The 13575-nt window shown below is 52.3% G+C and carries 10 protein-coding genes; all 10 read left to right on the top strand.

Translation table 11 applies throughout. The features are described from left to right. The first annotated feature begins 14 nt into the window (after nt 1-14). On the top strand, nt 15-1130 hold the full coding sequence (locus B5D23_RS06160) for a flagellar assembly protein A (RefSeq protein ID WP_078684538.1): 1116 nt from the start codon (nt 15-17) through the stop codon (nt 1128-1130). A gap of 6 nt (nt 1131-1136) precedes the next feature. Continuing rightward, on the top strand, nt 1137-1892 hold the full coding sequence (locus B5D23_RS06155) for a motility protein A (protein WP_078684537.1): 756 nt from the start codon (nt 1137-1139) through the stop codon (nt 1890-1892). A 12-nt stretch (nt 1893-1904) separates the two neighbouring features. Next, nucleotides 1905-2657 (top strand): OmpA/MotB family protein, encoded by a 753-nt coding sequence (locus B5D23_RS06150; RefSeq protein WP_078684536.1) that lies wholly within the window; start codon nt 1905-1907, stop codon nt 2655-2657. A 6-nt stretch (nt 2658-2663) separates the two neighbouring features. Beyond that, entirely contained in the window at nt 2664-4370 is a 1707-nt protein-coding gene (locus B5D23_RS06145) for a CgeB family protein (RefSeq protein WP_078684535.1), read from the top strand. A gap of 5 nt (nt 4371-4375) precedes the next feature. Further along, complete coding sequence (locus B5D23_RS06140; protein ID WP_078684534.1) at nt 4376-5791, top strand: glycosyltransferase family 9 protein; 1416 nt, start codon at nt 4376-4378, stop codon at nt 5789-5791. Between the two features lie 123 nt (nt 5792-5914). Beyond that, nucleotides 5915-6706 carry a LytR/AlgR family response regulator transcription factor gene (locus tag B5D23_RS06135; protein ID WP_078684533.1) on the top strand — a complete coding sequence of 264 codons (792 nt, stop codon included), beginning with the start codon at nt 5915-5917 and terminating at the stop codon, nt 6704-6706. Between the two features lie 36 nt (nt 6707-6742). Further along, the gene (locus B5D23_RS06130; RefSeq protein WP_078684532.1) at nt 6743-8467 is read left to right on the top strand and encodes a sensor histidine kinase; all 1725 of its coding nucleotides are present in this window, start codon (nt 6743-6745) and stop codon (nt 8465-8467) included. A gap of 722 nt (nt 8468-9189) precedes the next feature. Beyond that, nucleotides 9190-10608 carry a carbon starvation CstA family protein gene (locus tag B5D23_RS06120; protein WP_078684530.1) on the top strand — a complete coding sequence of 473 codons (1419 nt, stop codon included), beginning with the start codon at nt 9190-9192 and terminating at the stop codon, nt 10606-10608. 289 nt (nt 10609-10897) lie between these two features. Then, a complete protein-coding gene (locus B5D23_RS06115) occupies nt 10898-12787 on the top strand; it encodes a flagellar hook-length control protein FliK (protein ID WP_078684529.1) in 1890 nt (629 codons plus the stop codon). Nucleotides 12788-12805: 18 nt separating this feature from the next. Further along, complete coding sequence (locus B5D23_RS06110) at nt 12806-13567, top strand: flagellar hook assembly protein FlgD (RefSeq protein ID WP_078684528.1); 762 nt, start codon at nt 12806-12808, stop codon at nt 13565-13567. The last annotated feature ends 8 nt before the right edge of the window (nt 13568-13575 follow it).

The raw sequence follows: 13575 nt of genomic DNA, 5'->3' as shown, positions 1-13575 counted from the left end.
GCGAGTTACTGCCTATGTCATACTACCTGGTACATCACTTTGATCCTGATTTTGATTATGAAAATCTCCTGCCTCGGGAACGCGTTGACGGAAATGTTGATTACTACAACCTCGGCTATGTGCAAAATGTTCGGGAAGGTGAGCTTCTTGCGGAGTGGCGGGAAGAAAAACCAGAGGACACGACACCGTGGGTCTTTGAGTGCGCCTCGCGTGATTTTCCGTCAGGAGAAAATACTCGCATAGACCCGAACGATGGAAACCGGCTTTTGGCATCGGCAAATGGCTATGTCTTTTATCTTGATGGCTATATTACAATAAAAAAAACGCTGAATGTCCGAAGGGATATTGACTTTCACACCGGAAATATTTTCTTCTTGGGAAACGTTATTGTTCACGGGAGCGTGCGAACAGGTTTTTCTGTCCGTGGCGTGAACGTTATGGCTCGTGATGTTATTGAGGGTGCCAAAGTGCATGCCTCGGATTCTGTTTTGGCAGAGGCTGGCATCAAGGGCGCACACAAGGCGCTTGTTCGTGCAGAGGGCAACATACGCGCCGCGTTTGCAGAAAATACTCAGATTCTGGCTGGGAAAAGTACACTCATTGACGGCTCGCTGATGCATAGCGAGGTCTTTGCGGGCAAGCAGCTCGTTGTGAAAGACATGCTCGTTGGGGGACGGGCTATCAGTTCCCGCTACATCTATGTAGAAGGACAGCTTGGGGGAGGGCTGTCTACCGAAACGACCCTTATTCTAGGGTACGATGCCGTTCTTATGTATAAGGCGCATTTGCTGGGAGAGCATATTCGGGAGCTGAATGCTCGGCTGGAGGAATATACGCTCGCCCTGCGGCATCATTCGACACTCAAAGACGAGTTTGAACCAAAGATTCTGCGTACGGAAAAGAAACTTGGGGCCTGTCGGCACAAGATGCGGGAGCTTTGGGACGGAATGGAAAAGGTTCAGGACCTTGAGTCCTGTCGTGTTGTTGTGCCCGGAGCTGTCCGCCCCGGAGTCGAAATTACAATTGGAGAAGCGCGACTCAAAGTCACCGATTATCTTGAGAACGTCTGTTTTCGCTATCAGGATTACGACATCGTAGTAGACTCGCCTGCTGTTTCTCATGAAGGCTGATCTGATATGGACATTGGGACACTGCTCGGTATTCTTGCCGGTTTTGGACTGATTGTTGGCTCGATTTTGTTTGGCGATGGGAATATCGCTGGTTTTTTTGATGTTCCTTCCATCCTTGTTGTTGTGGGTGGCACGATGGCCACCGCATTTATCATGTTCCCCATGAAGGTTGTTTTTGGCTCGTTCAAGGTTGCCATGAATGCGTTTTTTTCAAGCAACATGGATGCCTCTGGAATGATTGACCAGATGGTGGGACTGGCAGAAAAGGCCCGTAAGGAATCCTTGGTGGCGCTGGAAAAAGTGCCCATCGAAAACCCCTTCATCAAAAAAGGCATCACCCTTGTGGCAGACGGCACGGAAGAGCCGCTGATTCGTGCGGTGATGCAGACAGAAATTTCATTTATGAAGCAGCGCCACCGGCAGGGACAGGGCGTGTTTAAGGGCATGGGCACAATGGCCCCGGCTTTTGGCATGATTGGCACCCTGATTGGTCTGGTCAAAATGCTGCAAAACCTTTCGGACCCGTCTTCCATTGGCCCGGCAATGGCTGTCGCTCTTTTGACGACATTTTATGGTGCTGTTTTGGCAAACGTGGCGTTTTTGCCGCTCGCCAAAAAACTTGAGGAACGATCTCAGGAAGAAGTGCTGTTTATGGAAATTGCCATGGAGGGAGTGGTGTCTATTTTGCATGGAGAACACCCACAGATCGTTCGGGAAAAGCTGCTGGCATTTCTTTCCCCTGCACTGCGCGGGCAGGATTAGGCGGGAAAGCTCATGGCAAAACAGGAATATACGCCTCCACAGCGAAAAGACGAAGAGCCGGAAGTCGAGGAAGGGCTTCCTGCATGGATGGCAACTTTTGCCGACATGATGACGCTTCTTCTGTGTTTTTTCGTGCTTCTGCTCTCCTTTGCGAATCAGGATATTTCCAATTTCCGAACGCTTATGGGGTCCATCAAGGAAGCTTTTGGTGTGCAAACCGAACGGCCGGAAGATACCTTTGCCGCATATTCTCCTACCCGGCTCGAAAGCAAGGGCGTGAAGCTTAATCAAAAAGAGCGCGAAGTGCTCGACATGACCATGAAGCTTCGGGCGATGGTGGAGGAAGATACGGAGTTGAAACGCTCGACAGGCGTGACCGCAGACAGGGAAGGCGTTCTTGTCCGCATCGACAGTTCGTTTTTGTTTGAGAGTGGTTCCGCTGTCTTGGCTGCTGATGCTCCCAAGATTTTGGCAAAGGTGCTGAACTTGCTCAAAGAATATAAATTTAACTGCGTTATCCGTGGGCACACGGATGATCAGGAACATTCAGGGTCGCTGTATCCGTCCAACTGGGAGCTTTCTTCGGCACGGGCAGCAGCAACATTGCGTTGGCTTGTGGAAGAAGGCGGCATTAATCCGCAGCAGCTCAAAGCCGTTGGATATGCGGACACGCGGCCTCTGGTGCCAAATGATAACGAAAAGGACCGACGTCAGAACAGGCGAGTGGAGTTCCTTTTGTACAGGCACGGTTCCGCAAAATGGTAGCGCTCTATGAAGATACTTTCGACGGCGTACACTGTGACTCCCATCATGGAAGGCGGTGTACTGTGTGATATTGACCTTGTGCGTGATGGCCGGGGCTTTCGGCTTTTTGGTAAAAATCCAGAGCAGCGGGAGCAGGCTCTTGTTTCGCGCGCTATGCAGGGGAACAGGCCGGAAGAGCTTTTGCCCGTACTCCTTGGGTCTGGCTCTGGCGCGGCGCTTGATGCTCTTCTTGAGGTCTGCACTGGTCCTGTTGCTGTTGTCGATTGCGAAACTCAGGTTCTGGAATGTACTGGGCTTCGTGATCGTTATGCGAATGAATCACGTGTTTTTTGGGTTTCTGACCCAGATCCTCAGGTGGTTTTGCGCCAGCTCACGGAGTGGCAGGTTCAGCACGGGCGCAAAAAGTTTTCTCCCATTGCGCTCCCTGCCTATCGCAGGCTGAACCGTGCGTATTACGGCGAAGTCCTGTCATGTCTTGAAGCCAGTCAAAAGTATGATTTCTGGTCCCAGGTTTCGTATCCCAAGTTTCAGAACGCCACGCCTCGAATTTTGTATTTGACCAGCAAATACTTTTTGAATGGCGAACTTATCAGCGCCTGCGAACGCCTCGGCATTCCGTTCCGTCTTTTGCAGATTAAAAAAGATACAATGGAATGTGAGCATCTTGTCGAGGATTTGCTGAAGGCTATTCTGGAGTTTAAGCCAGATTTTGTCCTGACCATTAATCACATGGGAATGGACCGCGAGGGAGCGGTCATGAACCTGCTTGAACAGCTTGAGCTGCCGCTGGTTTCGTGGTTCGTGGACAACCCGCTTTTGATTCTCGCCCGGTATAAAAAGCTCGTCAGTGACTGGTCTATGCTTTTGACATGGGACAAGGACAACATTCCGCTTTTGAAAGACATGGGCTTTGAGCGGGTAGAGTATCTGCCGCTTGGAACGGACGTTTTCCGCTTTCAGGGTAAGACAGATGCCCAACATGCGCAGTGGAAATCCCGGGTTTCGTTTATTGGGTTCTCCATGCTGCAAACAGTGCAGGATAACTTGCAGGAAGGGCACTTCCCGGCATCACTTGCAACGGGGTATGAAGATGTTGCCTCTGCGTTTACCCAGAGCACAGAGCGCAGCGTTCCTGCCTTTTTGAAAAAGTTCCGTCCGGAAATTTATGCAGAGTTTGTGGCGCTTCATGCCACGGAACGGCAGCTTGCCTACGAACGGCTGATTACCTTTGAGGCCACGCGCCAGTATCGCTGGGACTGCGTTTCGCGCATCCTGCCATTTGATCCGCTTATTGCTGGTGATGAAAATTGGCAGCTCGCCTTTGCCGATTCTCCATATTCCTGGCGCTGGCATCCTGAGCTGAACTATTATGAAGAGCTGCCGTATTTTTATCCCTGTGCCGAAATCAACTTCAACTGCACGAGCCGCCAGATGAAAGGCGCTGTGAATCAGCGTATTTTTGATGTGCCCGCCTCTGGCTCCTTTGTCCTCTCTGACCATCAGGAGCAGATGGACGAGCTGTTTGAGCCGGGTGTTGAGTGCATTTCTTATGAATCTCCCGATGAAATACCTGAACTGGTCCACTATTACCTGTCGCACAGTGCTGAGCGTGAGGCTGTGATTCGTGCAGCCCGCAAGCGCATCATGGCTGAGCACACCTACGAGTCCCGCATGAAGACTATTATTGAAACTGTGCGCAGGACCTTTGGGTAAGCTGTATGAAGAAGCCTCTTCTTGTTATCCAGCCGCTTCGCATGGGAGATCTCATTCTGAGTTTTCCTCTCTTTTTGTGGCTTTCCAGAAAATTTCCGGGGCACCCAATCTGGGTGGCAGCGCAGCAGACGTTTTATGAGCAGCTTCGTCCTGTGGGACCTGCGGTTCAGTATTTTTCGCTCAGTCATTCTTATGAAAAGCTCCGCACGACGCCGTATGAGCTGGTGATAAACCTGAGCCATGACTCGACTTCGGCGAAGCTCGCCGCAGAGGTGAAGAGTGAGGAACTTTTTGGCCCGGTCTGCGATGCTCACGGCGAGTTGCATGTACGCGGCTTTTGGCAGCTCTACCGTTGTGCTCTTGTGAACTGCAACCGGCACAATGCTTTTCACTGGGCAGACCTGAATGCAATGGACATTATCCCGCAGGATCAGATGCAAGAGACTGTCTGGAGTTCGCCTCGAAGTTTGGGGGGAACGTCGAGCCGGCGGGTTGGGGTGTTTCTTGGGGCGAGTGAGGCGCTCAAGCGGCCCTGTCTGGAGTTTTGGGAAGAGTTGTGTGAGCTGCTGTATGCAAGGAAGATTTTTCCTGTTCTTTTAGGCGGTCCTGCGGAGCAGGCTTTTGCCACAGAGCTGGCTTCCCGGCTTTCATTTCCAGCCCTGAACCTTGCTGGAAAGCAGAGTCTTTCTGAACTGGTGATGACTGGGCAGGGGCTAAACATGCTCATGACGCCCGATACTGGTCCTATGCATCTTGCCGCGTGGTCAGGCCTCAAGGTTTTGAATCTGTCCATAGGCAATGTGAACTGCATGGAAACAGGGCCGTATCAGCCGGGGCATTATGTGTTGCGGCCCGCCATGAGTTGCGCGGGGTGCTGGACGTGTCGCAGAACACCCTCAGGACTCTGCCACCGCAAGCTGAAGCCGCAGGCCGTTGCGTATTTGGCGTCGCAGCTGTGTCGTGACCGGGTCCCGTCTGGGCAGTCTGCGGCGTTAGCTGGTCTGGAGCTGTGGAAAAGCAGCCGCTCTGAGCAGGGCTTGTATGCTCTGGAGCCATGCCGTAGCACAGAGGCGCGTTCCCGAGCCTTGTGTTCGCAGTTTTGGCAGGAGTTTTGGCTTGCTTTTTCTGGCCGGGGGAGTGCGGAGCTTCCGGAGAAGACTTTTGTGCATCTTCGGGAGAAGTATCCCGCGCTTTCGGAACGAATGCTTTTGGGCTTTGCCCGCTTTGGCCGCGACATGAACCGCATTTTGCGTTTTGGCAGTACCGCGGTGCAAAAGAATTTTTGGCAGCAGGGTGCCCCTGTTGTGAGCCCGCTTCGGAGCTTTGCACAGATGGCGATGTCAAACGATAACTGGTCTGTGCAGTCCCGGAGGGATGCTGTTCGCTGTGCTGAGATGTTGGTCAGCATATGCCAGCATTGAGCTGGGTCCTGTTTTTTTTCTTGCCATCTTTGGCTCCGTTCTTAAACTCCCCCTGTCTGGGGGAGCTTTTTTTTGAACCATCCTGCGTCCGGGGGGACATGCAGGGAACAGAGGGGAACGCCCATGCTTCCACGCTCCATTACCGCGATAATTGTTGATGATGAGCCGCCTGCACGTGACGAGCTGGCCTACATGCTTTCTGCCATAGACGGTGTCGAGCTTGTGGCAGAAGCTTCTTCGGCCGGAGCTGCGGTTGAGGCAATTCTCAAGCATGAGCCGGACGTGGTCTTTCTGGACATAGAAATGCCCGGTCGAAATGGTTTTCATGTTGTCGCGGAGACGCTCGCCCTTGAGCATCCGCCACTTTTTGTTTTTGCTACGGCCTTTGACCAGTATGCCATTCGGGCCTTTGAAGCGAACGCCGTGGATTATTTGCTCAAGCCTGTCTCTGAGCAACGTTTGGAGTCCAGCATAGACAAGGTGCGGCAGCAGCTCGAAGCGCGGCATCCCAGCGCAGAAGCGGCTATGAGGCAGAAACTGGAAAAGGTGCTGGAGAGCGTTGGCGGAGCGCAGAAAATTGTCCGAATTCCCGTTGAAAAAGGTGGGCGGGTTGTGCTTCTGCCCCCGGAAGATGTGTATTTTTTGAGTGTGGATGGCAAAAAAATCACAGTCTATACGCACGATTCTAGCGCATCAAGTCATGGGCCGCTGACTCTCGACAGAATAGAGGCCCGCCTCAAGGAATTTTCCTTTTACCGGGTCAATCGCAGCACGCTTGTCAATCTCGCTCATGTTCACGAATTTTCGCCGTGGTTCAACGGCAAGTACAACATTGTCATGGATGATGCCGGTCGCTCGGAAATCCCTGTGAGTCGTTCGCGAGTGGCAGGCTTTAAAGAAAATCTCGGACTTTAGAACGCGCCAGAATCTGTTTCTGGCCGGAGAAGATATATGACGATTGGTGTCCTCCTGTTTTCGCTTTTGGAGCGCTTTGGGTTGATTATTGCCGTGGCATTTATGCTGCTGCATTTTAGCCCTGTGCGTCGTCTTGGTTTGCGCGCTCCCGGAGGCATCAGCAAACTTTTTCAGGTTTTGCTCTTTGGCGCCTTTGGCATCATGGGGACCTATAGCGGCAACATGGTGTTCAACAGCCTTGCAAATCTGCGGGCAATGGGCGTTGTTCCCGGTGGGCTTTTTGGTGGGCCTGTTGTCGGCATTCTTGCTGGAATAATTGCCGGTGGGCACAGAATCCTTATTGATGTCGGTGGATTCTCTTCTGTACCCTGTGGCATTGCCACAATTCTTGAGGGGGCAGTCGCTGGGTTTATGGGGCGCTACCTTGGTGAAAAGCGGCTTGACTGGCGCTATGCCTCAGGCATCGCCTTTGCCGGAGAATGTTTGCACATGGTGCTCGTCCTCACCATGTCTCACTCTTTTCCGGAAGCACTGGAGTTGGTCAAAATTATTGCGCTGCCCATGATTGTGGTCAACACGCTTGGTGCTGGGCTTTTTGTTCAGACTATTCGAATTTTGTCCATGTATCGTGAAAAAGATCAGTCCAGTACGGCGCACGATATTTTGTCCATTGCCAACCTTACCGTGGGCTATCTTCGGACAGGCCTAAATCCGGAAACAGCCCGCGCCACAGCTCGCATCATTTATGACCGTATTGGTGTTGCCGCTGTTGCCATCACGGATTCTGAAAAGGTTTTGGCGCATGTCGGTGAAGGTGCAGACCATCATTTGCCCGGTCGGGCGATTCGAACGCAGGCTACCCGGCACGTTATTGAGACTGGTTTGCCCATGTTTCAGCACAGCCCCGAAGAAATTGGCTGCGATCACAAAGGATGCCCCTTTCTTTCCGGTATCAACGTGCCGCTCAAGAAGGGTGGGCGCATTGTTGGTGCACTCAAGTTTTATGGCAGCAAGCGGTCTAGTCTCGACGGTGTGCATTTTGAGTTAGCCAAGGGGCTTGCTCAGCTTTTTTCGACGCAGCTTGAACTTGAAGATATTCAGATTCAGGCCGAGCTACGGGCCAATGCTGAAATTCGGCATCTTCAGGCCCAGATTAATCCACATTTTTTATTCAATTCGCTCAATACCATTGCATCCTTTTGTCGGACAAGCCCGACTCGTGCGCGCGATCTGCTCAAGGATCTTGCGAATTTCATGCGGCGCAACATGAGCACGCGAGGCATGGTGCGCTTTGACGAGGAACTGGAGCAGGTCCGCTCCTATCTTTCCATTGAGCAGGCCCGCTTTGGCGAGCGTGTACGTGTCGATTTGGATGTCGCCCCCGAAGCCCGCGACTGGATGGTGCCGTCTCTCCTCGTGCAGCCACTTATTGAAAATTCCATTGTGCATGGCATTTCCCACAAGGAAGAGGGCGGTGTTGTTCGCCTTCATGCCAAAGTCGACCGTGGCGAACTCTGTGTGCGCGTCGAAGACGATGGCGTCGGCATGGAAGAAGAAAAAGCCTCCAAGGTTCTCTCCGGTGGCCTCGGCTCCCGGCGTGACTCCATTGGACTCTCCAACTGCACTCAGCGGCTTGAGCAGATGTATGGATCGCGCTACCGCCTCCACATTCGCAGTGCGCTAGGATCAGGCACTGTCGTCTGGTTTCACGTCCCTAAAAATCCGCATCTCCACACTGTAGGAAAAATGGTTGAGAATTAAAACGTCGTGAGTTGTGTGGGAGAAGAGTGTGGAAATGATTGGGGGCCAGCCCCCAAACCCCCGCGTAAGGGAATGATTCCCTTACGTATCCTCATCGAGTTTAAAAGCCGTTCAAGCTTCGCTTGGACGGCTTTTAAACTTGGGTGAGAAAACGAAAAGAAAGTCGTTTCTCTTTCTCGTGCGTTGCCACCATTTTCTTTCTGAACGCTTGCGTTCAGAAAGAAAATAAGTGCGGCAGAAAAAGGCAGAAGAACACGCAATCGGGAAACGCCACTAGGCCAAAATGAAGGGCCGGATGTAAGGGAAAGCCAACGGCTTTCACACATCCGGCCCTTCATTTTGGGCGATAGCGGGATTCCCAAGGGCCTCGTCCTTGGGCGGGGTCAAGGGGCGGCGCCCCTTGCGGGGCTTGGGGCAGCGCCCCAATAAAACAATACCCGCCCACCCGGCACCCCTTGCGGGGCTTGGGGCAGCGCCCCAATAGAAAACATCCCCCTGAGCTATCTGCTTGTGATTTTTGGCGTGAAAAAAAGTGCTGAAAAGGGTACAAGCGGAGGGAGGAGTAAAGAGGTCCATGTCACTCAGGGCGAGTACATGGCGATTCAGGGCAGAAAAACGGCCATTCATTCTTAACCCCTTGTATAATGATTAGGATGCACTACAAGGGGTTTAGAAACCAAATCCCGCACGGACGGGGTTAGAAGAGCCAGAGGGAGGCTTTTATGCTTACATTCTTTCTATGCCTGATAGCATTGATCGTCGGCTACCTTGTTTATGGTAAGTTCGTCGACAATATTATGGGACCGGACGCCAACCGTGAGACGCCTGCATACACAAAGCAGGACGGGGTTGACTACCTTCCCATGCCGAAGTGGAAGCTGATTTTCATTCAGGTTCTGGACATTGCTGGTATTGGACCGATTTTTGGACCTATCCTTGGTGCGATGTACGGACCTGTCGCACTGGTCTGGATTGTCATTGGCTGTATTTTTGCTGGTTCCGTCCATGACTATTTCAGTGGCATGCTGTCCGTCCGAAATGGCGGCGCGAGTGTTCCTGAGATTGTTGGTGAATACATGGGCATGCCTGCACGTCAGGTTATGCGAGTATTCTCTGTGATTCTGCTTTTGCTGGTTGGCGTTGTTTTTGTTCTCGCCCCGGCAAAGCTTCTGAACGGCCTGACTGGCATTGACGTTCAGATTCTGGTTGCCTGTGTCTTCTTCTATTATTTCTTGGCAACGATTCTTCCCATCGACAAGATTATTGGCCGCTTCTACCCGATTATGGGTATTTTGCTGCTGGTTATGACAGTCTCCCTGTGCATCGCACTGTTTGCTGGTGACTATAGCATCCTGCCGAACCTTGATGTCACGACAAACGTTCATCCCGGGAATAAGCCTGTTTGGCCTCTGCTGTTCATCACTTTGTCTTGTGGTGCTATTTCAGGCTTCCACTCCACACAGTCCCCGCTTATGGCGCGCTGCGTGAAGAACGAGCGAGAAGGCCGCTCCGTGTTCTACGGTTCGATGATTATCGAGGGTGTTATTGCTCTTATCTGGGCAACTCTTGGTATGTCCTTCTACAACTCTCCTGAGGCACTGAGTGCAGTTGTTGCAGCTGGTTCTCCGGCAGCAGTTGTTAAGGAAGTTTCCACAACTCTGCTTGGTGGCGTTGGCGGCATGCTGGCTATCGTGGCAGTTGTTGTTCTGCCTATTACCTCTGGTGATACGGCATTCCGTAGTACCCGACTGATTCTTGCTGAAACCTTTAAGATGGACCAGAGCCTTCCGGCCAAGCGCCTGACGATTGCTGTACCGCTGTTCCTCATCGGTTACGTTATTTCGACTCAGGACTTTGGCATGATTTGGCGCTACTTTGGTTTTGCAAACCAGACCTTGGCTATGCTGATGCTCTGGGCTGCTGCCGTGTATCTGATCCGAACCAAGAAGCTGCACTGGATTGCAACAATTCCGGCAACCTTCATGACCGCGGTGTGTGTAACCTTTATTCTTCAGGCGAAGATTGGTTTCAACCTGCCGATGGGCATCTCTGAAATCGTGGGTGTTGTTCTCGCAGCAGCAGCCTTTGGTTTCTTCATGATGAAGTACGGTTTTGGTAAGGCGAAGCCTTTGCAGGACTAGTCGCAAAGTCCTTGCAAATACGCTGATTCTGGCCGGGCTGCTGAGCAGCCCGGCTTTTTTTGTGCGCAATGAGAGAGGGAATATAGAGGCCGGGTAAAAAGATGTGATGAGAGAAGAGCGACGGGGAAAGTGAAATATTTGAAAGAGCGCACATGCTTCCTGCCTGTGCGTTTTTTTGTGCTCTTTGGGCCGGAAAAAACTTCCTCGCTATTTCAAAAAGTTCAATAAAATCAAGGATAAAATATTTTGGCATGAGCTTTGTAACCTTATAGGAGCGAGGTAACAACGTATGCAGATTTTTCCTTCAATAGCAGACAAGGCAGATGAGGTTTTTGGCCTCAATTCATCCTCCAGCGCAGGACGCGGCTGGCTGGATAATGCTGCTGACAGTCTGGTTGGGCAGTCCCTTCCGCAGATGACGACAGGATTTGAGCAGATGCTCCAGTCCGCGTTTGGCGAAGATCAGGGAAAACCCAGACAGTCAGAGCAGGTCCGGCAGTTTGAAGCTGCGCTGCATGATGCTGCCTGTGGCCTGGTGGGCAAGGCACAGACCCGGCCGTCTGGCGAACAGACTTTGCAGGCGCTCCAGCAGCTTGCAGGTGTTCCGAATTCCGGAAGCCTGCGGGGAACGGGGAGCACGCAGGGACTGAATGTCGTGCAAAATTTAAAGCTGACACAGGAAGACCTGCTTGAGCTTCGGGACAAGCTGGAAGACATGGGCCTGAGCAAGAAAGAAGTTCAGGCGTTTTCTGAGCGCGTCACAAGCGAAGCTGGCCTGACCTGGGGACAGTTTATGTCTGCGCTGTCATCGCGCATGGGAGCCTATGGTCGAAATCCTGTGCAGCTCGACATGAATGAAACGCGTCAGCTCCAGATGTTTTTCCAGAAGATGGGCTTTACGCCTCAGCAGTCCCAGAACCTTATGGGCCAGCTGGAGCATGGGCAGTATTCCACCGTGTGGAACCAGTTGGGCAAACGACTGAATGGCATGCAGGACACAGGTCTTTTGGATGTCACGTCGTCAGATCTGGCTCTGCTTGGCAAGGCTGCTCAGCTTTCGGATAAAGGGATGGCGCGGCTGAAGGCCCTGATGCAGGGCACAGGAGACGCGGCACTTCCTGTGAAGGGCTTCCGGACGGTTATGAGTCAGCTCAAGAGCGAGTTGGCGAAAGATGCCAAGCAGGACGATGCAGCACCAAAGAAAATCCAGGAAAATCTTGGACAGATTCTGGAAGCGGCACTGTCTCGAGCTGAGACGAATGCCCGTCCTGATAGCACAAAAGAAAATTTTGGACGGAACCAACAGGTTCTGGCGGATTATGCCCAGCGCGAAAAAGAAGATGCGCAGGGAGTCCGGTCGACATCTTTTCAGGGCGTCGCGGAGCGGCTGCTCGGAAACCATTCGCCACGGACGGCAGGAATGGGCAACACCATGCCTCAGAATCAGACAGAAGGGCTGGAAGCCCGGCTGGCAGCATTTCAGGGGCAAAGCCAGAGCGGTGCGGAAAATGGATTTTCCGGAAAGCAGTCTGGTGAATTCTCCCAGCAGGATCGCGGTGTCTGGGAAGAGTTTTTGGGCAAGCTGGACGTGAAGGGTGAAAAGTCCTCCTCCCGAACGCTTCTGAATGATGAAGCGGGACGGGCGGCAGAACTTGCCACGTCTATTTTTGGCAAGGCCAATACAGGAAGTGTTGCCATGCCAAAGCTTGCTGAAAACGGCTTTGCATCACAGGTGATGCGTCAGGTCGAGAATGGAATTTTGAAGAACACCGCAAATGGAAGCAAGCAGCTGAATCTGAAGCTGGATACTGCTGATCTGGGCAAAATGAGTCTGGTGCTGTCGGTCAAGGACAAGGAAGTTTCTGCCGTCATCCGCGTGGATTCACACGAAGCAGGAAAGAAGCTGACGGAACAGCTCGCACTGCTCAAGCAGAATTTGCAGGATCAGGGTCTCAAGGTCCAGCGTCTGGAGGTTCAGACGCAGCTTTCGGACAATAATTTTGCACAGTCCTGGCAGGGTGCTGGTCAGCATAATCAGCAGCAGGAACAGGCAGATCAGGGACAATGGAAGTCCATGTTCCGCCGTTTCCAGAGCGATGGAGAAACTTTGGCCCAAGAAATGCAGAATACCATGCAAACGGTAATTTCTTCCCAAAGTGGGTTGGACATCATCGCTTAGTAAGCTGAGGGTAAAAACATGCAGCAGTACGATTACAGCAATATCATCGGGCGGGCAGAAAAGGATTTCGCACCGGCCGCATCAAAGGGAAATTCCAAGATGGGCAAAGAGGAATTCCTGACCCTGCTCGTTGAGCAGCTCAAGCATCAGGACCCCCTGAACCCAATGGATGACAAAGAGTTCACCTCTCAGCTCGCCGAGTTCTCAAGCTTGGAACAGCTGACATCCATTAATGATGGAATTGCCGCACTGGCGAATCGTACTGTGCAGGAAGAAATGGTCGACGCATCCAGCTTCATCGGCAAGGAAGTCCGGGCTGTTGGTGATAACCTTTCTATCCGTCCTGACGGATCTGTAAGTGGCATGTTCTACAACCTGAAGAACGATGCTGAGCATGTTTACCTGAACATCTTTGATGAAAACAACAACCTGCTGCGTACCGTTCAGATGGGCGCACAGGCTGCTGGCGAACACAAGTTCGAATGGGACGGCAAGGACTGGAAGGGCAATACGTTGCCAGAAGGGCAGTATCATGTAGCCCTTGCCGCAGAGGATAAGGACGGTCAGCCGATCATGACGCTGGCTGAGGTGACCGGTATTGTTGAAGGCGTACAGTATTCTAATGGGCAGAACTGCCTGCGCCTGTCTGACGGCCGAGTCATTCAGTACAACATGGTGAAAGAAGTTGTTGGGACATCGACCGCGGCCAAGGAAAAGCCCGGAGAAGATCCGGCTGGTTCTGGCGGCAACGATGATGACACTTCAGCTTCGGATGCATAAGGAGGTTC

The organism is Desulfobaculum bizertense DSM 18034, from assembly GCF_900167065.1.
Lineage (GTDB): Bacteria > Desulfobacterota > Desulfovibrionia > Desulfovibrionales > Desulfovibrionaceae > Desulfobaculum > Desulfobaculum bizertense.
This window is presented reverse-complemented; position numbering and strand designations above follow the sequence as displayed.

Coding starts and splice junctions, on each gene's coding strand:
- B5D23_RS06155 (WP_078684537.1), top strand. CDS start 1,137: ATGGACATTGGGACACTGCTCGGTATTCTTGCCGGTTTTGGACTGATT.
- B5D23_RS06160 (WP_078684538.1), top strand. CDS start 15: ATGTCATACTACCTGGTACATCACTTTGATCCTGATTTTGATTATGAA.
- B5D23_RS06150 (WP_078684536.1), top strand. CDS start 1,905: ATGGCAAAACAGGAATATACGCCTCCACAGCGAAAAGACGAAGAGCCG.
- B5D23_RS06110 (WP_078684528.1), top strand. CDS start 12,806: ATGCAGCAGTACGATTACAGCAATATCATCGGGCGGGCAGAAAAGGAT.
- B5D23_RS06115 (WP_078684529.1), top strand. CDS start 10,898: ATGCAGATTTTTCCTTCAATAGCAGACAAGGCAGATGAGGTTTTTGGC.
- B5D23_RS06145 (WP_078684535.1), top strand. CDS start 2,664: ATGAAGATACTTTCGACGGCGTACACTGTGACTCCCATCATGGAAGGC.
- B5D23_RS06135 (WP_078684533.1), top strand. CDS start 5,915: ATGCTTCCACGCTCCATTACCGCGATAATTGTTGATGATGAGCCGCCT.
- B5D23_RS06120 (WP_078684530.1), top strand. CDS start 9,190: ATGCTTACATTCTTTCTATGCCTGATAGCATTGATCGTCGGCTACCTT.
- B5D23_RS06130 (WP_078684532.1), top strand. CDS start 6,743: ATGACGATTGGTGTCCTCCTGTTTTCGCTTTTGGAGCGCTTTGGGTTG.
- B5D23_RS06140 (WP_078684534.1), top strand. CDS start 4,376: ATGAAGAAGCCTCTTCTTGTTATCCAGCCGCTTCGCATGGGAGATCTC.